20 protein-coding genes and 1 riboswitch are annotated in these 21,528 nt (G+C 59.6%); of the genes, 6 read left to right on the forward strand and 14 right to left on the reverse strand.

What is annotated here, in order from left to right:
- Position 1 precedes the first annotated feature (1 nt).
- Together NKJ21_RS04270 and NKJ21_RS04275 are read right to left on the reverse strand one after the other, a co-directional pair.
- Entirely contained in the window at positions 2–268 is a 267-nt protein-coding gene (locus NKJ21_RS04270; RefSeq protein WP_012968203.1) for a PTS sugar transporter subunit IIB, read from the reverse strand.
- An 11-nt stretch (positions 269–279) separates the two neighbouring features.
- Entirely contained in the window at positions 280–717 is a 438-nt protein-coding gene (locus NKJ21_RS04275; protein ID WP_049138073.1) for a PTS sugar transporter subunit IIA, read from the reverse strand.
- Between the two features lie 217 nt (positions 718–934).
- Here NKJ21_RS04275 and NKJ21_RS04280 point away from each other — a divergent pair, with 217 nt between their 5' ends.
- Positions 935–1,987 carry a LacI family DNA-binding transcriptional regulator gene (locus tag NKJ21_RS04280; protein WP_032730998.1) on the forward strand — a complete coding sequence of 351 codons (1,053 nt, stop codon included), beginning with the start codon at positions 935–937 and terminating at the stop codon, positions 1,985–1,987.
- 36 nt (positions 1,988–2,023) lie between these two features.
- Here NKJ21_RS04280 and NKJ21_RS04285 read toward each other — a convergent pair whose 3' ends face one another.
- Positions 2,024–2,944 carry a LysR family transcriptional regulator gene (locus NKJ21_RS04285; RefSeq protein ID WP_254732719.1) on the reverse strand — a complete coding sequence of 307 codons (921 nt, stop codon included), beginning with the start codon at positions 2,942–2,944 and terminating at the stop codon, positions 2,024–2,026.
- Positions 2,945–3,048: 104 nt separating this feature from the next.
- Here NKJ21_RS04285 and NKJ21_RS04290 point away from each other — a divergent pair, with 104 nt between their 5' ends.
- Together NKJ21_RS04290 and NKJ21_RS04295 are read left to right on the forward strand one after the other, a co-directional pair.
- On the forward strand, positions 3,049–3,714 hold the full coding sequence (locus NKJ21_RS04290) for an SDR family oxidoreductase (RefSeq protein WP_131025019.1): 666 nt from the start codon (positions 3,049–3,051) through the stop codon (positions 3,712–3,714).
- A gap of 124 nt (positions 3,715–3,838) precedes the next feature.
- Entirely contained in the window at positions 3,839–4,477 is a 639-nt protein-coding gene (locus tag NKJ21_RS04295) for a hypothetical protein (protein ID WP_048268442.1), read from the forward strand.
- 42 nt (positions 4,478–4,519) lie between these two features.
- Here NKJ21_RS04295 and atzF read toward each other — a convergent pair whose 3' ends face one another.
- The 7 genes from atzF to NKJ21_RS04330 all read right to left on the reverse strand — a co-directional run bounded on the left by atzF (position 4,520) and on the right by NKJ21_RS04330 (position 14,135).
- Positions 4,520–6,316, reverse strand: a complete 1,797-nt coding sequence (gene atzF, locus NKJ21_RS04300; RefSeq protein WP_254732721.1) for an allophanate hydrolase — start codon at positions 6,314–6,316, stop codon at positions 4,520–4,522.
- On the reverse strand, positions 6,313–9,918 hold the full coding sequence (gene uca / locus NKJ21_RS04305) for an urea carboxylase (RefSeq protein ID WP_131025015.1): 3,606 nt from the start codon (positions 9,916–9,918) through the stop codon (positions 6,313–6,315). Before uca ends, atzF begins: the two co-directional genes overlap by 4 nt.
- A gap of 166 nt (positions 9,919–10,084) precedes the next feature.
- Positions 10,085–10,720, reverse strand: coding sequence for an urea amidolyase associated protein UAAP2 (locus NKJ21_RS04310; RefSeq protein ID WP_008804848.1), 636 nt, complete (start codon positions 10,718–10,720; stop codon positions 10,085–10,087).
- A 10-nt stretch (positions 10,721–10,730) separates the two neighbouring features.
- Complete coding sequence (locus NKJ21_RS04315; protein ID WP_008804847.1) at positions 10,731–11,459, reverse strand: urea amidolyase associated protein UAAP1; 729 nt, start codon at positions 11,457–11,459, stop codon at positions 10,731–10,733.
- A gap of 4 nt (positions 11,460–11,463) precedes the next feature.
- Complete coding sequence (locus NKJ21_RS04320) at positions 11,464–12,240, reverse strand: ABC transporter ATP-binding protein (protein ID WP_012541697.1); 777 nt, start codon at positions 12,238–12,240, stop codon at positions 11,464–11,466.
- A complete protein-coding gene (locus NKJ21_RS04325) occupies positions 12,237–13,052 on the reverse strand; it encodes an ABC transporter permease (RefSeq protein ID WP_008804845.1) in 816 nt (271 codons plus the stop codon). Before NKJ21_RS04325 ends, NKJ21_RS04320 begins: the two co-directional genes overlap by 4 nt.
- A 24-nt stretch (positions 13,053–13,076) precedes the next feature.
- Entirely contained in the window at positions 13,077–14,135 is a 1,059-nt protein-coding gene (locus NKJ21_RS04330; RefSeq protein WP_008804844.1) for a putative urea ABC transporter substrate-binding protein, read from the reverse strand.
- Between the two features lie 56 nt (positions 14,136–14,191).
- Positions 14,192–14,290: riboswitch (guanidine-I (ykkC/yxkD leader) on the reverse strand.
- 446 nt (positions 14,291–14,736) lie between these two features.
- Here NKJ21_RS04330 and oxlT point away from each other — a divergent pair.
- The gene (gene oxlT, locus NKJ21_RS04335) at positions 14,737–16,035 is read left to right on the forward strand and encodes an oxalate/formate MFS antiporter (protein ID WP_063105568.1); all 1,299 of its coding nucleotides are present in this window, start codon (positions 14,737–14,739) and stop codon (positions 16,033–16,035) included.
- Positions 16,036–16,072: 37 nt separating this feature from the next.
- Here the strand turns inward: oxlT and NKJ21_RS04340 are convergent, their stop codons facing one another.
- The gene (locus NKJ21_RS04340; protein ID WP_162494446.1) at positions 16,073–16,651 is read right to left on the reverse strand and encodes a GNAT family N-acetyltransferase; all 579 of its coding nucleotides are present in this window, start codon (positions 16,649–16,651) and stop codon (positions 16,073–16,075) included.
- A 30-nt stretch (positions 16,652–16,681) separates the two neighbouring features.
- On the reverse strand, positions 16,682–17,284 hold the full coding sequence (locus NKJ21_RS04345; RefSeq protein WP_016161063.1) for an HAD-IB family hydrolase: 603 nt from the start codon (positions 17,282–17,284) through the stop codon (positions 16,682–16,684).
- A gap of 153 nt (positions 17,285–17,437) precedes the next feature.
- On the opposite strand from NKJ21_RS04345, the gene NKJ21_RS04350 reads away from it, so the two are divergent.
- Positions 17,438–18,016, forward strand: coding sequence for a TetR/AcrR family transcriptional regulator (locus NKJ21_RS04350; protein ID WP_032754419.1), 579 nt, complete (start codon positions 17,438–17,440; stop codon positions 18,014–18,016).
- Here NKJ21_RS04350 and NKJ21_RS04355 read toward each other — a convergent pair.
- Positions 17,992–19,092 carry an iron-containing redox enzyme family protein gene (locus NKJ21_RS04355; RefSeq protein WP_016161064.1) on the reverse strand — a complete coding sequence of 367 codons (1,101 nt, stop codon included), beginning with the start codon at positions 19,090–19,092 and terminating at the stop codon, positions 17,992–17,994. The genes NKJ21_RS04350 and NKJ21_RS04355 overlap by 25 nt on opposite strands.
- Before the next feature lie 203 nt (positions 19,093–19,295).
- On the opposite strand from NKJ21_RS04355, the gene NKJ21_RS04360 reads away from it, so the two are divergent.
- Positions 19,296–20,210 carry a DMT family transporter gene (locus NKJ21_RS04360; protein WP_117116100.1) on the forward strand — a complete coding sequence of 305 codons (915 nt, stop codon included), beginning with the start codon at positions 19,296–19,298 and terminating at the stop codon, positions 20,208–20,210.
- A 40-nt stretch (positions 20,211–20,250) separates the two neighbouring features.
- On the opposite strand, the gene NKJ21_RS04365 is transcribed toward NKJ21_RS04360, so the two are convergent.
- Entirely contained in the window at positions 20,251–21,483 is a 1,233-nt protein-coding gene (locus NKJ21_RS04365; RefSeq protein WP_012541690.1) for an MFS transporter, read from the reverse strand.
- Positions 21,484–21,528 lie beyond the last annotated feature (45 nt).

Here is a 21,528-nt window from a genome sequence, read left to right on the forward strand (position 1 = left end):
CTTAAATGTGTTCTGCTAAAATCTCTTTGATTTTATTGTTGTCGAGTAAATTACTTAATCCAACAACCTTTGCGGAATGACCAACTAAATGTTCGGCAATATCGTTGGCGCTCAGAATAAGGTCCGCCGTTTCGCTTTTCGCTGACGTCAGGTCGGTATGCGCGACTTCAGCCTCTTTATTCATTTCGGCAAGAATTTTTTTGACATTCATTTCAACGATAAAGCTGCTGCCTAAACCATTGCCGCAGACGATGAGTACTTTTTTCATTCTCTTTTCCTTCAGTCAATAACAGCCTGAATTGCCTTAATATCATCGGCTTTTAACAATCGTTCTAGCTTTTGCTGATCGCTAAAGAGTTCTGCCAGTTCACCGATCATCGTGATATGTTCATTCCCGGAACGAGCGCATAGCATAATAATCACGTATACCGGGTCGTTCTCCGTTGAGCCAAATGATATGCCCTCTTTAATATGAAGGAGCGATAATCCATTCCTCAATGCACCTTGTTCAGGGCGGGCATGGGGCATCGCTAATCCCGGGGCTAATAGATAATAAGGCCCCAGTTCTTCATGGCTTTTCAAAATCGCCTCAATATAGTGCTCGGCCATATACCCCTGCTCCAGCAAAGGTTCTGCTGAGAGTCGAACGGCATTTTTCCAGTTATCTATTGAGTTAATGACATTAATTTTATCCGGGGTTAACCAGTCTCTAATCATATGCACTCCCGAGGGGTCCCATGTGCTGAACTATAAACAGCTAAATAAAATGCAACTGTGATACACCTCCCAAAGTTAGCGCTAACAAGCAAAAATGTTAAAAAATGAGTTACCGCTAACACTGGTTATAATGTGCTTTCCCCCTCGCTGTGGTAAGTTATAATGTGTATCAACGATTTACTTTTGTTACTTTTTATTTTTCAAACGGTTGGTGATCCTGGTGAAGAGTCTAGACGCAGACAATAGCCCGAAAGAAAAACGTCGTAAGGGAACTGGGAAGATAACCCTGACCGAAGTGGCTGAGTTTGTCGGCGTGAGCGCCATGACCGTCTCGCGTGCGCTGAGAATGCCTGAAAAAGTCAACCCTGACCTTCGCGACCGTATTGATGCGGCAGTAAGCCAACTCGGCTATGTCCCCAATCTCCAGGCGCGTAATCTGGCGTCGGTCCATTCCGATCTCATTCTGGCCGTCGTCCCCACCTTCTCTTCGCCAGGTTTTTTGCCGGTGTCGGAGGCGTTACAAAAGATCCTGACTGAACGCGGCTATACCATGATGTTTATGGAATCCGGTCATGACGGCCAAAGCGAACAAAAAACGTTTGAAAAAATGCTCGCCTATAACCCGGCAGCGATTATTCAGTTTAATATCGACACCATTGAGAGCTGTACCCAGCTGCTGGCCAACGTAGATGTGCCTATCCTGGAAATTGGCGCGTTAAATACGCAGTCTGTTGGCATGTGCATCGGTGTGGATTACGGTAAGGCTGTGAAACAGATCGTGACCCACCTGGCGGACGCCTCATTAAAAAATATCGCGTTACTGTGTACCCCGGCCAACAATACAATGTTTCGCCAGCTCCTGAGCGGCTGGAATACGGCGATGCTGGCCCTTAACCGTTCTCCGCATCGGGTAGTGACCACTCATTTGCCTTCCACCATTGCCACAGGGGTGAATATTTTCAAGGATATGATGATCACCTGGGGCGATCTGGATGCGCTAATTTGCACATCGGATGAAATGGCGTGTGGATGCATGATGGCCTGCCACAGCGCCGGGATCAAAGTGCCCAATACCGTAGCCATTGCGAGTTTAGGCGGCGGGGTATTATCGACAGTCTGTTCCCCTGCCCTGACAACCGTTGAATTTCCCTGGCATGACATTGGGGTGAAGGCCGGGAAAGCGCTTCTCGACCTGCTCAACGATAAACCTTGTGAAAAGTTTATTGAAATTCCGTCAGTACTCAAAGTCCGGGCCAGTACCGCGGTATAACCGCCATCCGTGGCTTGCTCTATCGGCACCCCCCGTTTATCGCTTCAACTCGTCCTGCCACAGCGGGGATGACGCCAGCTGCTGGCATACCGCGTCGATAAATACCCGGGTCTTGGCGGGAACCAGCGTGCCGGGCGGCATCAGGGCATAAACGCTAACCCGCGCCGCGCTGCGCCAGTCGGGCAGCACGCGGACCAGTTCCCCGCGCTGCACCGCCTGATTAACCATCCATCCCGGCAGCAGTGCGATCCCGGTTGCGCGAATGACCGCCGTCAGCAGCGCTTCACTGATATTGGTGGTGAGGGGGCCAGCTGGCGTCACCTGGATATGCTCCCGACCATTCTCGAGGATCCAGTAGGGCCAGTCCGGATGGTGGGTAAAGCCGAGGCACCGATGGGCTGCCAGTTGCTCAGGATGAGTCGGTTCACCGTAGCGTTGCAGATAGGCCGGCGAAGCAATCAACTGGCTGCGAAATGCCCCCAGCTCGCGCCCGGTTAAGGTACTGTCCCGCAGGTTTCCCAGGTGGATCACCGCATCAAACCCCTCCGCGACAATATCGACTCGTCGATCGAGAAAATGGGCATCAAGGCGAATATCCGGATACGCCTGCAGGAAATCAGGAAACATCGGGGCAATCAGCTCCCGGCCAAAGGTCACCGGCAGTGAGACCCGCAACGTTCCCTGTGGGGTGGCAGCAAAGTCGCCTACTTCCCGGCTGGCGGCGCTGAGCTCATCCAGCGCCGTGCGGGCGCGCTGCAAAAACCAGGTCCCGGCTTCAGTCAGCGTTACGCTACGGGTGGTACGCACCAGCAACCGGACACCCAGTTTTTTCTCAAGGTGGCTGACCCGGCGGGAAATTACCGATGCATCCCGCTCCAGCCTGAGGCTGGCCCCGATAAAACTCCCTGCCTCAGCCACACAGACAAACGCCATCAGTTCATCAAAATCATCGAACATGATTCCTGCACCCTGCACATTAATCATTTGCAAATAAGGCTAATTATCAGCGATCTGTTGGTCTATTAACATAGCGGCTCTTCAACCTACAGTGAGAGCAGACTATGAAAACGTTTTTGAGTATTGGGTCCGGTCCTGGGATGGGAATGGCGACGGCCTCACGGTTTGCCGGTGAGGGATTCCGGGTGGTGCTGTCCTCTCGCAATAAAAACAATGTGGCGGCACAGGCCGACCAGCTGAGAGCGTCAGGATTTGCCGCGGAAGGCCGCGTGGCGGACGCCAGCGATATCACCAGTATCGCGGAACTCATTCGTGAGGTAGAGGTGGAAACCGGCGGTGTGGATGTGCTGCATTTCAACGCCGCGGCCATGCATGACGGTAATCTTGAGACCCAGTCGGTGGCAGGCTTCATTCAGGATCTCAGCACCAATATTGGCGCGGTATATGCCGCCATCAAAGCGGTCTCTCCGCGGATGGCCGCGCGTGGAGAAGGCGCGATCCTGCTGACTGGCGGGATGTTTGCCACTCAGCCCCACCCGGAGTGTCTGACGTTGAGCGTCGGCAAAGCCGGGCTGCTTAACCTGACGCATGGCCTTTTTCCGGTCTTAAAAGCGCAAAATATTCATCTTTCCATCGTGACGGTGGGGGCCTACGTCACGCCGGGTTCCGCCGAAGCCCGGGAGATTGCCGATCTGTTCTGGCAGCAATACCGCCAGCCATCAGCGCAATGGACAGCGGAAGCGTTTTATCCCGCCCCACACCATCAGTAACCTTCCCCGGCCGTCGACTGGCGTCCGGGAGCCATCGCCCGGACGTGTGGAAAAGACATCATCCATCGCTTGCTTTCCCTGTCACCTCGGATCAGGATACGACGATATTCATGGAGGCTATGTGATGAAATATTTTATCGGTATGGCGGTGACGTTATTGTTGAGCACGCCGGTGCTGGCGGCGGGCGAGCTTGAGATTAACCAGTCTCCCCTGACGCTGGTGCTGAGCGATCAGAATCAGGCACGGGTCTCTTCCTGTGCCGATTTCATTGCGCTGCGTAAAGCGGGAGAGACCGTCGATGCGCTGCCCGGACTTTCCGACCCGGATGGCCGCGCGGCGGAAGCGGCGTTATTCTCCTGCTGGCTACAGGCCTACACCATCGATCACACGTTATTCCCCACTGCCGCGCCGAAACCAACCCTGGCTGACGTGGTTCAGCACTTTCCTGCCAGCGCGGCGTTTATCGTCAGCGATGACGAAAAGCAGGACGTCGCCAAAAACTTTGTGGGGAAAACCATCGCCGACTATACCCCGGACCTGAAAGCCAGGGACGATCGTCTGGAATCAGCGGCCAGCGCCAGCGGCTATGTGCTGGATGAATATTATGCGTTTACCGATAAGCAAGGGCATCAGCTCAACATTGTCGCTCTGGTGGGCTACGCCATCGGCGGTACGGCGAGCGTAAAAAGCTACTATCGCATCGATGACACGCACGCCCGCGTCTGGAGCGTCACCCTGCTCGATGAGAACAGCCCGCTATAAGCAAGGGTTCCCTCTGCGGCGATCCCGCAGAGGGTGTTCCGTTTACCTGGCCAGCCACTGACGCCAGCCGCCCCAGGCGGTGATCTCCGTGGCATCCCCCAGCCCGGCGGCTTCGCAGATAAAACCCGTCACCCAGCGGCCGTCGGCCAGCTCAACCTGTCCCAGCCCCAGCGGCGCGGGAATAGCGGCCAGCAGTGACCCCACCTCGGCGCTGGGTATCTCCCACACTTCCACCGCTATCGCGGCCCCGTCGCGCTCGTCACGCACCATCGCCGGACGTTTGCCATCCGCGAGGGCGTACAAACGATAGCGTGGCGCGCTGTGGGTCGCCTGCAGCAACCGACCGCCCCGCGCCAGCAATTGACCGTTTAAGGGCAGACCGGCCAGATGCGCACCGCATACCGCCAGTGCCATCCGGTCATGGCCTGCGGAATGCGCAGGCGGCGGGCTCTCCAGCCGCGCGCCGCCTGCCAGCGGCAGCCGCTCCGCGCGCTGGAAGGCGTCGGCCAGGCTCAGCAAATACTGATCGGTAAACGCCCGACCAAACAGCGTGACGCCGGAGGGCAATCCGTCAGGCATAAACCCGCACGGCACACTCACCGCCGCATAGTCCAGCAGGTTCATAAAGTTGGTGTAGTAGCCCAGATCGGCGTTGCGGGCGATCGGCTCCGCCGCCAGCTCGTCGAGCGTTACCGGGCGCGGAAAGGTTGGCGTCAGCACGCAGTCCAGCGTATCAAGGATGGCATCGCACTGCGCTTTATACCCCTGCAACTGATACATCGCCTTAAAGGTCGCCGTCGCGTCGATATCAGGCGCTTTCGCCAGCACGTCGCGAATCACCGACAGCACGGCATCCGGCTGCTGCTCAATCAGCGGCCCGGCCACCGCATAGCGTTCAGCAACCCACGGTCCGTCATACAGCAGGCGGGCGGCGGCCAGAAATGGCGCGAAATCGATCGCTACCGGCACGCCGCCGAGCGCCGTCAGCCGCTGCACGGCCTGGGCGAACAGCGCTTCGCTGGCGCGGCAACCGAGGAAGTTCAGCGCCTGCGGGACGCCAAAGCGAAACCCGGCGGACGGCCTGCCAAAGGCCTGCCGGCTGTTCCACTGAGGATTGCGGCGGCTGTAGCTATCCTGCGGATCGGTCCGGGCAACCAGCGCCAGCAGCTGGCTGGCCTCGTCGGCGGTCGCGCTGAAAAAGGTCACACAGTCCAGCGTGCGACAGGCAGGGACGACCCCGGCGGTGGAGATCACCCCTTTCGTTGCTTTCAGCCCCACCAGGTTATTCAGCCCGGCCGGAACGCGACCGCTGCCGGCGGTGTCGGTCCCCAGCGCGAAGCTGGCGACACCCAGGGCTACCGCCAGCGCGGAGCCGGCGCTGGAGCCACCGGAGGGGTAAGCCGGGTGGTACGCGTTGCGGCAACGTCCGTACGGCGAACGGGTTCCGTTCAGGCCGGTGGCAAACTGGTCGAGATTGGTTTTGCCCACCGGCACGGCTCCCAGCGCAATCAGCTGCGCGACAATGGTCGCGCTTTGCGTCGGCCGGTATGCAAACGCCGGGCAGGCAGCGGTCGTGACGATCTCCGCAAGGTCAATATTGTCTTTGATCGCGAACGGCACACCGTACAGCGGAAGCGTCTCTGGCGAATGGCCTTCCAGCGCCGCGAGAAACGGCGCCTGCTCCGCTTCGCTCAGGAGATGGATAAACAGATTAAATTCGGGATTCAGCGTTTCCGCCCGCTGGCGGAGCGCTGCCAACAGCGCCCGGGGGGTGGTGTTGCCGTTACGATAGTTCGCCGCCAGGGTCGCCAGGCGTAAATCAAACGTCTGCTGCATCATGCCTTCTCCTCAATAATCACTGCCACCCGTTGCCCGGCACGCACCGCGCTGCCTGGCTGCACATTGACCTGCTGAACCCTGCCATCGCACGGCGCCAGCAGCGGGATCTCCATTTTCATCGACTCAAGCACCACCAGCACATCGCCGGCGCGCACCAGACGACCGGCCGCGGTCTGTACCTGCCACAGATTACCGGATACCGGGCTTTCCACCCCCTGCTCGCCCGGCTGCAGCGGCGCATCGCCCGCTTCTTCTGCCGCGCCCTCCTGACTGTCGAAATGGGCCTGGCCGCTGGCGATCCAGCGATCGCGTTCGGCGTTAAACGCCCGCTGCTGATGGTCGCGAAATGCGTCAATGCTCTGCGCCTCGCGAGCGAGAAACTGCTGGTACTCCGCCAGCCGCAGCGTGCTGTGTTCGATGCGCAGCGGATAGCGACCGAGCGGGAAATCGCGGCGAATCTCCAGCAGTTCATCGGCCGAAACCGGATAGAAACGCAGCTGATCGAAAAAGCGCAGCAGCCACGGCTTGCCGGCAAAATCGGCCACCTCGTGATAGCGATTCCACATCTGCAGAGTGCGGCCGACAAACTGATAGCCGCCCGGGCCTTCCATGCCGTAGACGCACAGATACGCCCCGCCGATGCCCACCGAGTTTTCCGCCGTCCAGGTTCGCGCCGGGTTGTACTTGGTGGTGACCAGCCGATGGCGCGGATCAAGGGGCGTGGCCACCGGCGCGCCGAGATAGACATCGCCGAGGCCCATCACCAGATAGCTGGCGTCAAACACCGTGTTCCATACGGCCTGCTCATCCGGCAGATCGTTTATCCGGCGAATAAACTCGAGGTTGCTTGGGCACCACGGGGCGTCCGGGCGGACGGTGGTCATATATTTGTCGATCGCCTTGCGGCAGGCCGGATCGTCCCAGGAGAGCGGGAGATGCACGACCCGCGTTGGAACCTGCAGATCATCGCTCATGCAGACCGTGGCCCACTCCCCGCTGACCCACGCCAGCAGGGTCTCCAGCGCCAGCGTTTCCGGCTGGAAATGCAGCTGCAGCGAGCGGATCCCCGGCGTGATATCGATGATCCCTTCCCGGGCTTGCCCTTCAAGGGCCTGCATCAGGGCATGGATGCGAAAGCGCAGCACCAGATCCAGCTCCGCCTCACCGGCCTCCAGCAGCAGATGGGTATCACCGGAGAGGCGCGCCACCAGGCGTTTGTCGGCGTCACCGCAGGTCATCACCACCGGCGAGGTGAGCGGCACAGGCTGCCAGGCAACGTCCTGCGCCTGCAGGGTCGCCAGCTCCGCGCGACGACCTGCCGCCAGCCGCCGGGCGGTGGGGACGTCCACCGCCACAAAGCGCACTTTATCCCCCGCCTTAAGCTGGCCCAGTTGCCAGAGATCGGCTTCGATAACCGTGACCGGGCAGACGAAGCCTCCGAGGCTTGGGCCGTCCGGCCCGAGGATCACCGGCATATCGCCGGTAAAATCCACGGCCCCCACGGCATAGGGGTTGTCATGAATATTCGACGGATGCAGCCCGGCTTCGCCGCCGCTGTCACGGGTCCAGACCGGCTTAGGCCCGATCAGGCGCACGCCGGTGCGGCTGGAGTTAAAATGCACTTCCCAGTCGGTGGCAAAAAAGGTCGCCATATACGCCGGGGCAAAGAACTCCGGCGCGCCGTGGGGACCATAAATCACCCGCAGCGTACGGACGTCCGTCAGCGCGGTGCGCAGCCCTGCGGGAAGCGCCGCGCCTTCCCCTGTCTCAACCAAAGGCGCAAGATGCAGCACGTCGCCAGCGCGTAGAGCCCGTCCGCCGTGGCCGCCAAACTGGCCGAGGGTAAAGGTGCTTTTACTGCCCAAATAATCCGGTACCTGAATACCGCCGCGCAGGCAGAGATAGCTTCTGACGCCTGGTCCGTTTATTGCCCCCAGCCTGAGGGTCGCCCCCGCCGGAATAGTGAATACGCAGTTCATGTCCTGCCCGGCGCCATCGAGCGTGACGGTGAGCGGCGCGCCGCAGATCACCGCCTGTACGGCGGTATTGAATTTCAGGGTGGGTCCGCTAAGGGTGATCTCCAGCGCGGCGTCGCCCTCGGCATTGCCCAGCAGACGGTTGCCCAGGCGCAGCGCCCGGTCATCCATTGGGCCCGAGGGCGGGACGCCCACCGCCCAGTACCCCAGACGTCCCGGATAGTCCTGGACGCTGGTCTGGGTGCCGGCGCTCAGAACCTCCACGGTATCGGCCCGGTAGCGCAATTGCTCCAGGCAGCGGGTCCAGGGTTCTCCGGCGGTAAACGGTGCAAAGCCGAGGATCTGCTGCAGGTATAAGCAGTTGGTTTCGACGCCATACAGGCGGGTCTCCGCCAGGGCCTGCGCCAGGCCGGCGATTGCCTCATCGCGGCTGGGGCGCCAGATGATAGCTTTCGCCAGCAAGGGGTCGAAAAACGGCGGCACTTCACATCCGGCTTCCACCCAGCGGTCGATGCGCAGCGTGGCGCCGTCCGCCGGCGGAAACCAGACGTCGGTTAACAGTCCAGGCGAAGGCTGAAACTGGCGGCCAGGATCTTCGGCGTAAATTCGCGCCTGAATGGCATGGCCCCGGGGCTGTAGCCCGGCGGCCAGCTCGCTCAGCGGCGGTAAATCCCCTGCGGCCAGGGCGATCATCCAGCGTACCAGATCCACGCCCCACACCTGCTCCGTCACGCCGTGCTCCACCTGCAGGCGGGTATTGACCTCAAGGAAATAGAAGCGCTGCGCCGCGCTGTCGTAGACAAACTCCACCGTCCCGGCGCTTCGGTAGTTCACCGCTTTCCCGAGAGCAATGGCCGCGCTACACAGCGCCTGCGCCATCCCTTCCGGCAGATTCGGCGCCGGGGTCTCTTCAATCACTTTCTGGTTACGCCGCTGCAGCGAGCAGTCGCGCACGCCGAGGGCGATAACCTCCCCCTCACCGTCGCCGAAGATCTGCACCTCCAGGTGACGGGCGCGTTCGATATATTTTTCGAGAAACACCCCGGCGTCGCTGAAGTTGTTTTGCCCCAGTCGCTGCACCGTGGCAAACGCCTCGCTCAGTTCGCGGGCGTCGCGGCAGACGCGCATGCCAATTCCCCCGCCGCCCGCCGTACTCTTGAGCATCACCGGGTAGCCCACCGCCTCGGCCGCCCGGCAGGCTTCCTCGCTGTCGGCCAGCAGTTCACTGCCTTCCAGCAGCGGCACGCCCTCCGCTTTCGCCAGCGCGCGAGCGGTATGTTTCAGGCCAAAGGTACGCAGCTGTTGCGGGGTCGGGCCAACAAACGCCAGTCCCGCCGCCTCACAGGCTTCGGCGAAGGCGGCGTTTTCCGACAGAAAGCCGTAGCCGGGATGGATAGCGCGGGCGCCGCTCTGCAGCGCGGCGGCAATGATCTTCTCTACCACCAGATAAGTTTGCGCTGCCGGGCCCTCGCCAAGGCTGAGCGCTTCATCCGCTTCGCGGACGTGCAGACTGCTCAGGTCGGCTTCGGCGTAAACGGCAACCCCCTTCACCTGCATGGCGCGCAGGGTACGTAAAATGCGGCAGGCTATCGCCCCGCGGTTGGCAATCAGTAAGGTATCAAACATAAGCGGAACTCACAGCGTAGCGGGTCGTCCCGCAACAATTCGTCTTTCCCTGAGGTCGTCCCCGGGGGAACCGGCGCTTAAACGTGGCGCGTCGGCGTGTGATTCAGGCGGTCGGCGCGAACGGCGAACAGCCGAAAGGCCAGCAAACGCCAGCGCTGCCAGCGGGTCAGTTCCATACCAGCACCTCGGCGGGGGTCGGGTTCCAGCCATTGCAGGGATTGTTGAGCTGCGGACAGTTGGAGATCAGCACCATGGCGTTACACTCCGCGCGCAGTTCAACGTATTTTCCTGCCGCCGAGATGCCGTCCGCAAAGGTCAGACCGCCCTCCGGCGTCACCGGCACGTTCATAAAGAAGTTAATGTTGGCGCCGATATCGCGCTTATGCAGGCGGCCATCGTGCAGACAGGCGCAGAGAAAATTGTCCCGGCAGCTGTGCATATAGCGCTTGTCGAGGGCGTAGCGCACGGTGTTGCTCTCCTGGGCGCAAGCGCCGCCGAGGGTATCGTGCCGCCCGCAGGTATCGGCCACGATGGTCATCAGCGGATGGCCGAGGTTGGAATAGAGCACGCTGCCGGCGGTCAGGTAGGCGTTCCCCTGGCGACGCAGCGTGCGCTGCGCATCGTAGCGCTCGCGCGGGTTGTCGGCGTTGTAAAACAGGGTATCAATCGCCTGATTGCCTTCGAGATCAAGCAGGCGCAAGGTTTGCCCTTTTTTAACCTCAAACAGCCAGGGTTCCCCGGCCGGGATCACATGGCGATAGACGGCCTCTTCCGGGCGTCGGTTACTGGTGATAACGGTCATGAACGCCTCCTTACAGGGCAAAAAGTTGGGTATTACGGAACGCGCGCTGATTCTCATCGCGAGTCAGGAGCGCCTGGATGGCCGCGTCCTCATCGTCGGCCTGATACCAGCTCAACTGCACCGGACGGGGGGCATATTCTGTGGCCGGATCCTGGGGATGCGGCAGCGCGGTGAGCACCAGCAGGACGTCCATCGGGGCAAACAGCTCAACGTAATCCCCGGCGCGACTGTTGCCGGCAACAAACTGGAAACGGCCCTCGTCATCGACGGTGACTTTGCTGAAGAAGTTGACCACCATCAGCAGATCTTCCAGGCCGAGATCCCATTTACCCATCTCCACCAGCAGGTTATCGACGCCGTTGCGGTAGAAGCCATTACGTAATTCCTGGTAGCGTCCGGCGCCATATTTGTCGTGTGTCTCTTCGGCGTTAAGGACCCCGCCGAACGGATCGTGCCAGCCGCAGCTGTCGGCGACGATCCCGGCCAGCACCCGGCCCATATCGGAGTAGAAACAGTGTCCGGCGGTCAGGCGCGCGGTATGCTGGCCCTTGAGGGTATCCGGCAGGTTCAGGCGCTCACTTTTCTCATGGGGGTTGAGCATCATCATGCTGACGTTCGCCCCGCCGTCGATATCAGTCAGGCGCAGGATCTGCCCTTTGCGCAAAATCAGCGAGGTATGCGCCCCGCCGGGAAGCCGCTCTTCGCGCAGGCTGGGAGTGGCGTGAAAAAGTACGGTCATCAATTTATCTCCTTAATGCGTAAACGTTGGTGTCGCTACCGGTGGCCAGCTGCGCCATCCGCGCCTCATTGAGCGGGATATCGTAGGTAATGCGCGCTCCCCAGGCGTTAGGCGCCTGCGGATCGATGCGCACTTTGTCGAACACCAGCAGCCGGGTGCCCAGGTTGAAGCCTTCGGCCAGATCGTGGGTGACCATAAACACCGTCATGCGCGTTTCGCTCCACAGCTGGAGCAGCAGCGCATGCATATCTTTGCGAATGCCGGGATCCAGCGCGCCGAAGGGCTCATCGAGCAGCAGCACCCGCGGCTGCATCACGAACGCCTGGGCGATGGCCAGCCGCTGTTGCATCCCCCCGGACAACTGCGCCGGATATTTATCCAGAGCGTGCCCCAGCCCCACTTTCTCCAGCATGTGCTGGGCCTGTTGCCGGGCCTCGCGTTTTCTGCCGCCAAACAGGCGCCCCAGCAACGGGGACGCCGGCAGCTCCAGGCCGATGGCGACGTTATCCAGCACGTTGAGATGCGGAAACACCGAATAGCGCTGGAAGACCACGCCGCGGCTGCGATCCGGCTCCGCCGCCAGCGGCTGGCCATCTAGCAGGATGTCGCCACGGGTCGGTTTTTCCTGACCGAGCAGCAGGCGTAAAAAGGTCGATTTACCACAACCGGACGCGCCGACCATCGAGCAAAACTCGCCCTCTTTCACCTGCAGATTGATGCGCTCCAGCACCACGTGATCGCCGTACTCCTGCCAGATGTTTTTGATGTCGATAAAACTCATCCCCGGCCTCCTTCCGCCCACGGGAAACAGGCTTTGTGCAGCTGGCGCAGCGCCAGATCCATCAGCCATGCCAGCAAGGTGATCCAGATGACATAGGGAATAATCACGTCCATCGCCATATAGCGCCGCACCAGGAAAATGCGGTACCCCAGTCCGGCGGTAGCGGAGATGGCCTCGGCGGAGATCAAGAACAGCCATGCTGAGCCCAGCAGCAGGCGCAGAGAGGTGATCAGCCGCGACAGCAGCTGGGGAAGCACCACCCGCAGCACCAGGGTCCAGCTATTGGCGCCGAGGGTCTGCGCCTTAATAAATAGCTCCGCTGGGATCTCCTTCGCCCGCTGCTCCAGGTCGCGCGCCAGCATTGGCGTAATGCCGATGACGATCAGCATCACTTTCGACAGCTCATCGAGGCCGAAGACGATAAACAGCACCGGCAGGATCGCCAGCGGCGGGATCATTGACACCACCGTCATCAGCGGCGACAGCGCCGCGCGGTACATTGGGAAGACGCCGGCGGCGATGCCGATACCGAGGCCGATCAGCGACGAGACGGCCAGGCCCGTCAACAGACGGCTCAGGCTGATCAGCGTATCGGCCCACAGCAGATACTCACCGCTGCGTTTGTCCGGGGTGAACGCCATCCGGTCAATGGCTGCCACCATCTGCGACAGGCCTGGCAGCAACTTGTCCTGCGGATTGGCTTCCAGCCGCACCGCCGATCCAATAAACCAGGCGGCGATCAGCACGACAAAAGGCAGCAGCATCAGCGTCAGGCGCATCCCCTTTTGGGGATAACGGTTAATGTGGCGCATGGCGTGGTCTCCCGGCGATAATCATTACAGCTGGCCCGCGGCGGCCAGCTTCAGGTAGCTGTCGTCAAAGCGCAGTTTGCGGTTGGCGGCATCGCCGAGGGTGACATTTCCCGGGAAGGTCATACCGATAAAGTCCGCGCTCTGCGCCCCTTCACCCAGCAGGCCTTTATCGAACGAGAACTGCGCCACTCGCTGCATCGTTTTCGCCAGATCCGGCGAGGAGATAAACGCCAGGGTGTCGGCAGGCGTCCAGAACAGATGGGTTGTTTTCAGCTGTGCCTGGTAGCCGGCAAGATCGGTGCCGGAGTCGGCGGCCATGGCGCTCAACGCCTGGCTATCCCCGGCCTTCATTTTGGCCATCATTTCAAACCAGGCGCCGGTCAGGGCTTTGCCCAGCGCGGGGTTATCTTTCAGGGTCTGGGTATTCACCACCATCATGTCGATAAGCTCGCCCGGCACCTGCGAGGAGCTAAACACTTCGCTGGTTTGTGGGGTCTTTTTGATAACCGACAGCTGTGGATTCCAGGCCACCGCCGCCCGCACGCCGCTGGTGCCGAAGGCCGAGACGATATCGGCATCGGAGGTATTCACCACCTTGACGTCTTTTTCCTGCAGCCCGGCTTTTTCCAGGCCGCGCACCAGCAGATAGTGGGATACCGACAGCTCCGGGAGATACACCGACATCCCTTTCAGGTCGCTGAGCTTTTTATCCGCCCCTTTCAGGACCACCCCGTCGTTACCGTCGGAGTAGCTGCCGGTGATCAGCGCTGTGCTGTCGACACCGCCCGCCGCCGGGATCGTCAACGCGTCCATGTTGGTCATCGTGCAGCCGTCAAACTGCCCGGCGGTGTACTGGTTGATGGATTCGATGTAATCGTTGAGCTGGACGATATTGATCTTGATGCCGTATTTGCTGGCCCATTTATCAATGATCTTTTCGTTACTGATGGTTCCCCAGGGCATCCAGCCGGCGTAGATGGTCCAGCAGACGTTGAACTCTTTTTTGACGGCGGCAAACGACGGGACGCTGGTCAGCAGCGTCAGCGACAGGACAAGTGAGCGGAGGAGCGGCGATGTTTTCATGGTGGACCTCTGGTTAGCACGAGAAACGGAGCAGCGCGACACCCAACGGTGCTGCTGTCTCCCGGGCTTTTATCCCGCCGTGTAACCTCGCCGAGGTCGCCAGCTCTCGGACCAGACGTTCACCGCAGTGAACCGGAACCCTAGCCAGCTATTGTGTGATCTGAATTGTCTGTTGCGCTGCTTTCTGCCGATGTTCTTGCAAGCGCCATGCCAGGAGCCAGAGGCCGCTCACCGCCGCGTTTCGCCGCTAGCGGACGCATCGATTCCCAAAAATGGGGAGTGATGTTGGGGCATTGCATGGCTTTGGTGCAGGAAAACGCAGAGCGCATGCGCCGACATTCTGTGGATTTGCCACGAACGTTTCCCACGCACCGCGATGACCCATTTGCACCGCCTCAGTGCCGCTCCTTCACCATGTCGCATCCCGTTAGTCACCACCTGATTACATTAACCTGCTGAATATAAATGATTATTTTATATGGCACGTTTAATGCTGTGCGCTTGTATACCGCGATGTGGACAAGATCGTATGCCGTATGGCCACAACACGTCGTCACTCTGCGGTCGCCACCTTCCCCTTTCCGTGAGGCATCCAGGGTGGATGCGTTTCACGGAAGCCTGCTTACTGAAAACGGAGAACAACATGACGACACTCAGCGAACCGTTGGTTACCCCGAAATATGGCAAATGGCGCCAGCTGGTGCTGGGCTTGATCTGTATGGCCGCCATTTCCAGTCCGCAATATGTCTGGACGCTGCTGACAAAACCTCTGGCCGCCAAACTGGGCGTGGGTTTGCCAGAATTGCAGGTCACCTTCTCGCTGCTGATCATCCTGCAGACCTTCTTTTCCCCTTTTCAGGGGCGGTTAGTGGAAAAGTTTGGCCCACGGCGGCTGATCGCTATTGGCACGGTGATGGCGGGAATGAGCTGGGTGCTTTCCGCGCAGGTGAATGGCCTGGCAACGCTCTGGCTGGTTTATGGCTGCATGGGCGGCCTCGGGACCGGGATCGTCTACATCGGCGTTGTCGGCCTGATGGTCAAATGGTTCCCACAGCAGCGGGGATTTGCCGCCGGCTCGGTGGCGGCGGGCTACGGGATGGGGGCCATCATAACCACCTTCCCCATCTCCCTGTCGCTGACCACTAACGGCCTTGAACACACGATGACGACTTTCGGGATCCTTTTCGCCCTCGTCGGCTTCCTCGCCAGTCAGGGGCTGAAGCTGCCGCCGCCCGCTGTCTCCCAGCCCGTCAGTCAGACGGTGGCGCAGAGCAGCAGATCGTTTACTTCCCGGGAAATGCTGCGCCAGCCGCTGTTCTGGCTGATGTTCGCCATGATGGCGATGATGTCGACTTCCGGGCTGATGGTCACGTCGCAGATGGCGGTGTTCGCCGAGGATTTCGGCATTAGCCAGGCGGTGGTGTTTGGCATGGCGGCGCTGCCGCTGGCGTTAACGATAGACCGCTTCACCAACGGCTTAACCCGGCCGCTGTTTGGCTTTATTTCCGACCGCTTCGGCCGCGAGCAAACCATGTTTATCGCCTTTGCGCTGGAAGGCGTGGCGATGATGCTCTGGCTGGCGTGCCGGGAAGATCCGCTGCTGTTTGTCCTGCTCTCCGGGGTGGTCTTCTTTGGCTGGGGGGAGATCTTCTCCCTCTTCCCGTCGACACTCACCGATACGTTCGGCAGCGAGCATGCCGCCACCAACTATGGCTGGTTGTATATTTCTCAGGGCATCGGGTCAATTTTTGGCGGTCCGCTGGCGGCACTGCTCTATCAGTACACCCACGGCTGGCATGTGGTCTTCAGCTGCGCTATTAGTCTTGATTTTGTCACCGCCGCCCTCGCGCTGTGGGTGCTAAAACCGTGGCGCGCGCGCTTTATCCGCCAGCACAGCTAACTGCAGCGCTGACAGAAGTGACGGCTCGCCCGTCACTTCACGGATATTCGCTGCGCAGCAGTGCGTACAGGTACTCATCGCCCCACTCGCCTTTAAAAAAGATATTCTGCCGGTAATGCGCCTCGCGACGAAAGCCCAGCCCTTCAAGGAGTTTGATCGCGCCGGAATTGCGGGTATCAACCACCGCCATCAGCCGGTGATGGGCTAACTGTTCAAAGAGTAAGGCCATCACCGCCCGCATGGCTTCCCGGGCATACCCCTGATGCTGATACACCGGGGAAAAGGTCATCCCCAGCTCGGCCTGTCTGCCCTGATCGAAAAAGTGGATCCCCACATCTCCCGCCAGCGCACCGTTGGCCTGGATCTCTACGGCAAGCTGGAACCAGCTCTCATCCTCAGCAAAGGCCAGCGAACGCTGTTGTTCATAGAAGGCTGTCGCCTCTGTCATGCCGTAGTGGGTCCAGCTCTGAAAGCGGGCCACCTCCGGCAGATTGCGATAATGGCTGAAAGACGGCAGATCTTCCGTTCTGAACCGGCGCAGCAGCAGCCGGGGCGTGGTCAGGGGTAACATCATCTCTTCTCTTCTTCTCAATGAGACGGGCAATGGCGGGGCCATCTTAACCTGCGCAGCCTGACGCTGCTAGCCTCATGGCGGAGCCTCATCCCAGCGATAGATTTTAGTGGTGGCCAGCGCCAGCATGGCGAAATCTTCCGGCGTATCGCCGTAGGCGAAGATCTCCTCGTAATCGGCCAGGGGGTAGCTCGCCAGGATACGCGCCTTTTTCGCCAGGCCGCTGCAGTCTCCGCCTTGATACTTTCCGGTCGCTGCCCCGTTTTGAAATTCAACTTCGCTGCACAGCAGTTCGAGATGGTGCTGCTGGCACCATGGACGAAGATAGACATCCAGCGAGGCTGAGACCACCACCACGGTGTCTCCTCGCGCCTGATGCCAGGCTATACGCTGCATCGCGTTCTCCCGCAGCGTGCGGGGAATAAACACTTGGCTATGATCGTTGCCACGCTGCAGGATCTCAGGCTGAGATTTTCCAGCAAAAGCATAATGAAAGACTTTTTGCCGGATAGCAGAGGCTGAGAGCCAGCCCATTTTCCAGGCGAGAATATGCGGTAACAGACGCAGCCTGCCCCGACGAATGGCTTTCGCATCGAGGGACTGATAAATGAAAGGGGTAAAAGTATCTTCGTGGGTTATCGTGCCATCGAAGTCAAAAAAGGCAATGTTCTTCTTCATCCTTGTAACCTTATTCAAAAACACCGACGCCGCATAAACCGCGGCTGATTTACTTTTTGCCCGTCTGGCGGCAAGATCCGGCATAATGCACCGCTGTCGCAGGACGGCCGTGTCACCGGCAGTCGTGACAGCGAATATTCGACAGGAAAACGCATGAAGCCAAAACAAGCGGACATTCTCCGCCACGCCAGCGCGCTGTTTAATCGCGAAGGATATCAGTCGCCCAGCATCGAGCGGATTGCTGAACATGCCGGCATCTCCAAAATGACCTTCTACCGCTATTACGCCGATAAAGAGGCGCTCATTCTGGCTATCCTCAAGCAGAAAGAGAGCGAATTTATGCAGGATTTGGCGCAGATCACGGCGGATAAAGCCAGCGCGCGGGAAAAGCTGTTTGCCGTGTTCGACTACTACCATCGCTGGTTTATCTGCGACACATTCCACGGCTGCATGTTTACCCGCGCACTGTTTGAATATGGCGCGTCATCGCCGGCGATCCGGGAGCAGTGCTCCCGGTTCAAGTCGCTCCTCTGGCAGTTCTTCCGCGATATCCTCCTGCAGGTGTTAAAACCGGAACCTGCCGAGCGGGTCGCCATGATGATGGTGATGCTCATCGATGGCGCTATCGCCGCTCAGCAGGCCGAGTCCGTCGAATGCCGGGAGATCCCACCGGGGATCACCGCCTGGAGCGCAGCCAAAGCGCTTATTTACTCAGAAGGCGGAACGCTGTGAGATAATGCGCTGCCGTCCAGCGACTGCAGGGCCGCCAGCAGGCAATCATAGTAATCGTTGCAGGTTTGCAGGCGCAGCGCGGCGCCAAAGTAGACCTCCTCCATCGCCGCCGGATGTTTTTTGCCAATCGGCACAATCACATTGTTCAGCCAGCCATCCGCATGACCGATATCGACGGTGATATGTTCGGCATAGTAATGCACGTCGCGATCGGAAAGCCCAATCCGCCGACAGCCCGCCACCAGTTTTTCATACTGCGGTGGGTCGAGCAGCTCGGTCATCGCCATGACCCCCAGCGATTTGTAATAATGCTGACGGTTTACGCCGCCCAGCATAAAGGCGTTATACCCGGCCAGACCCTGCCACTCGTACAAATGGGCAAAATGATTGTCCGGCAACGCGATATTCCGCCGCTTCAGTAAATCCTTATACAGATTGACGTGGGTGATCTCAGTGCTGCCCTGACCTATCTCATCCCACAGATTTTGCGCAATCTCGGCGCGGGTTTCCGGCAGCGAACCGACCAGCCCCATCGCCACAAGATCGAAGAACAGCAGATTCAGCGCGCTGTCGCTTTTGAAGAAATAGTCGATCTGCGCCGCGGAGGCCTCGCTGGCAAGGAAATCGAACAGCGGATGATGAGACGCCGGGTGCTGCTGGCATAAGGCGCGCAGTTCGTCGACGATATTGCCGGCGTTAAGCACCGGTCTCTGGCGGTGGAAACGTTTGCTTTCCGCCCGCAGCCACTCAGACTCAATGTAGTTTCTGATCCCGGAGAGTAGCGGATGAAACTGATTGGCTGCCGCTGGCGAGAGCGGGTCGGCAAGCCAGGACTGATAGAGGATGAACAGCGCATGGTGAGCCCGCTTTTTGGCCTGTGGATCGTCAGCGGAGAAGGCGCGGATGCAGGTATTCTCAGTCAGATGCCAGGCTCTGTCGGCCACCAGCGGGTTGGCCGTCAGCTTCAGCGACAGCGCGTTGCTGTGCAGAAGCTGGTCAATTAACTCATCCAGTGCCAGCCTGGCCATCACCGCGGTCTGGTCACTACCAATGACCCCATTTTCTGTGTTACGCATGGATTTGTCCCTGTTAAATGCATGGCAAATATACGGTATAGTACCGTTCGCAACGCGGCAACGAAAATTTAGGAATAACAAATATCATATTGTAAAATAACTACTTTTAATAAATAAAACAAAAGACCACTATAAAAATATTGATATTATAAAATTATTAAAGTTACCATCTGGTACAGTGATAAGCGACGCAAGGAATCAGCATGCCCTATCTGTTACTGACGCTGGCCGCCCTGTTCTGGGGGGGAAATTACGTGGTCGGTCACGTGCTGGTTCAGGGCGTGGATCCGATCCTGATGACCGAAGCGCGATGGGCGTTGACGGCGCTGCTGCTGGGCCTGCTCTACCGCCGGCAGATCGCCGCCAGCCGCCACCTGCTGCGGGAAAACGCGCCGGCGGTGCTGGTGCTAACGCTCTGTGGCCAGGTCAGCTTCCCGCTCACGCTCTATATTGGCCTGCAAACCACCTCCGCCCTCAACGCCGCCATCTATATGTCCGCCACGCCAAGTATGGTGCTGCTGATTAACCGGCTGATTTTTCGTGACCCGGTTTCGGCCCGCAACTGGCTGGGGGTCATCTTCAGCACCCTTGGCGTGATGATCCTGTTATTCCAGGGAAACCCACTGCATGCCAACTCGCTGCATCGCTTTTCCGTCGGCGATCTGTGGGCCATGGGGTCGGCGCTGAGCTGGGCGCTCTACTGCTCGCTATTACGTCTGAAGGACCGCCGGATCCCGGCGAATGGCTTTGTCGCCGTCAGCTCGCTGCTCGGCGCGCTGATCCTGCTGCCCATCGTCATCTTCTGGCTGATGCGCCACCCGGCGCAGGACTGGGCCGCCTGGCGCGAGCCGTTTTTCCTCAGCGGCCTGGCGTATCTGGTGATTTTCCCGTCGTGGCTGGCCTATCTGTTCTGGAACAAAGGTATCGCCGCGATTGGCGCCACCCGGGGAGAAATTTACACCCATATCATCCCGCTCTCCGGCGGGGTGTTGAGCATCCTCTTCCTGCATACCCAGCCGCATGCCTGGCATCTGTTCAGCGCCCTGTTTATCATGGTGGGGATTGGGATCTGCTCGCTGGAGAAACGCCAGGCGGCGGCAATTCGTCTGCGCGGCTAACGTACGCTACCGGGCGCCTGACGACGCCCGGTAGCAGAAGTTAACGGCTGGTGGAGAGCGGCTGGCGATGTCCCGCTCCTGCGGGCTGGATCACCCGTCCCTCGCGACCAAAGAAGGTCAGGACGGTAATGACAATCGCCACCGTACCGGCCACCAGGGCCATCGCCAGACCGTAGTTATGCCCATGATGCTGGGCGATTGACGCCTGGAGAGTGGCATTCACCGAAGCCAGCAGATTACCCAGCTGATAGACGAAGCCAGGCAGCACCGCCCGGGTGTTGGCCGGGACCAGTTCATTGAGCCAGGTGGGGATCACTCCCCAGGCCCCCTGCACCATAAACTGCATCAGAAACGCCCCCGCCCCCAGCGCCAGCGAGCCGCTGGCGAAAGCCCACAGTGGAATGACCGGCAGCGCCAGCAGGGCGGCGATCATAATCGCTTTGCGTCGGCCAATCTTCTCCGACAGCGAACCGAAGAACACTCCACCCATAATCGAGGCGATGTTGTAGCAGACCGCGATGATGCTGACCGTTTTAGGCTCGAAGCCGTGCTGGACTTTCAAAAAGACCGGGTAGAGATCCTGCGTCCCGTGGGAGAAAAAGTTGAAGGCCGCCATCAGCACCACCAGGTACAGGCACAGCTTCCAGTGACTACGCAGTACCGGCAGCAGCGCCGTGCTCGCTTTACTTTGCCGGGCCGCCAGCCAAACCGGGGACTCCTCGACGCAGAAATAGATAAACGGCAGCAGCAGCACCGGCGCGGCGCCAATCACAAACATCCCGCGCCAGCCGAGTTGTTCAAACAGCAGGCCGTAGGCGACGGCCGCCAGCAAATAGCCGAAGGGATATCCCGCCTGGAACAGGCCGGACATCAGGCCACGCGAGCGGTCGGGGATCGTCTCCATCGCCAGCGACGAGGCCACGCCCCAGATCCCGCCCATCGCCACGCCATACAGCACCCGCAGCAGAAAAAACAGCAGCAACGACGGCGCGGCGGCGGAGAGCAGCTCAAAGGCGGAGAAGAAGACGATATTCAGCATCAGAATGGGTTTGCGGCCATACTTTTCCGCTGCCCTGCCGAAAATCAGCGCGCCTATCGGCCGCACGGCCAGGGTAAGCAGAATCGCCAGGGTGACCTCTTCAAGGTCGACGTGAAACGAGTGGGCGATATCGCTCAGTAAAAAGACCAACAGAAAGAAATCGAAAGCATCGAGCGTCCAGCTTAAAAAACTGGCAATCGCCGCGTTGCGCTGTCGTGAAGTCCAGCCATGCATCTTGTCATCCCTATCCCGACGGGGTTGCCGGGAGCTTGCGCGGCG

Source organism: Klebsiella sp. SWET4 (genome assembly GCF_024296565.1).
Lineage (GTDB): Bacteria > Pseudomonadota > Gammaproteobacteria > Enterobacterales > Enterobacteriaceae > Klebsiella > Klebsiella variicola.

Coding starts and splice junctions, on each gene's coding strand:
- NKJ21_RS04350 (WP_032754419.1), top strand. CDS start 17,438: ATGAAGCCAAAACAAGCGGACATTCTCCGCCACGCCAGCGCGCTGTTT.
- NKJ21_RS04345 (WP_016161063.1), bottom strand. CDS start 17,284: ATGAAGAAGAACATTGCCTTTTTTGACTTCGATGGCACGATAACCCAC.
- NKJ21_RS04270 (WP_012968203.1), bottom strand. CDS start 268: ATGAAAAAAGTACTCATCGTCTGCGGCAATGGTTTAGGCAGCAGCTTT.
- NKJ21_RS04315 (WP_008804847.1), bottom strand. CDS start 11,459: ATGACCGTACTTTTTCACGCCACTCCCAGCCTGCGCGAAGAGCGGCTT.
- NKJ21_RS04340 (WP_162494446.1), bottom strand. CDS start 16,651: ATGGCCCCGCCATTGCCCGTCTCATTGAGAAGAAGAGAAGAGATGATG.
- NKJ21_RS04320 (WP_012541697.1), bottom strand. CDS start 12,240: ATGAGTTTTATCGACATCAAAAACATCTGGCAGGAGTACGGCGATCAC.
- NKJ21_RS04285 (WP_254732719.1), bottom strand. CDS start 2,944: ATGTTCGATGATTTTGATGAACTGATGGCGTTTGTCTGTGTGGCTGAG.
- atzF (WP_254732721.1), bottom strand. CDS start 6,316: ATGATGCAGCAGACGTTTGATTTACGCCTGGCGACCCTGGCGGCGAAC.
- NKJ21_RS04325 (WP_008804845.1), bottom strand. CDS start 13,052: ATGCGCCACATTAACCGTTATCCCCAAAAGGGGATGCGCCTGACGCTG.
- NKJ21_RS04295 (WP_048268442.1), top strand. CDS start 3,839: ATGAAATATTTTATCGGTATGGCGGTGACGTTATTGTTGAGCACGCCG.
- uca (WP_131025015.1), bottom strand. CDS start 9,918: ATGTTTGATACCTTACTGATTGCCAACCGCGGGGCGATAGCCTGCCGC.
- NKJ21_RS04290 (WP_131025019.1), top strand. CDS start 3,049: ATGAAAACGTTTTTGAGTATTGGGTCCGGTCCTGGGATGGGAATGGCG.
- NKJ21_RS04355 (WP_016161064.1), bottom strand. CDS start 19,092: ATGCGTAACACAGAAAATGGGGTCATTGGTAGTGACCAGACCGCGGTG.
- NKJ21_RS04275 (WP_049138073.1), bottom strand. CDS start 717: ATGATTAGAGACTGGTTAACCCCGGATAAAATTAATGTCATTAACTCA.
- NKJ21_RS04360 (WP_117116100.1), top strand. CDS start 19,296: ATGCCCTATCTGTTACTGACGCTGGCCGCCCTGTTCTGGGGGGGAAAT.
- NKJ21_RS04310 (WP_008804848.1), bottom strand. CDS start 10,720: ATGACCGTTATCACCAGTAACCGACGCCCGGAAGAGGCCGTCTATCGC.
- NKJ21_RS04330 (WP_008804844.1), bottom strand. CDS start 14,135: ATGAAAACATCGCCGCTCCTCCGCTCACTTGTCCTGTCGCTGACGCTG.
- oxlT (WP_063105568.1), top strand. CDS start 14,737: ATGCGTTTCACGGAAGCCTGCTTACTGAAAACGGAGAACAACATGACG.
- NKJ21_RS04365 (WP_012541690.1), bottom strand. CDS start 21,483: ATGCATGGCTGGACTTCACGACAGCGCAACGCGGCGATTGCCAGTTTT.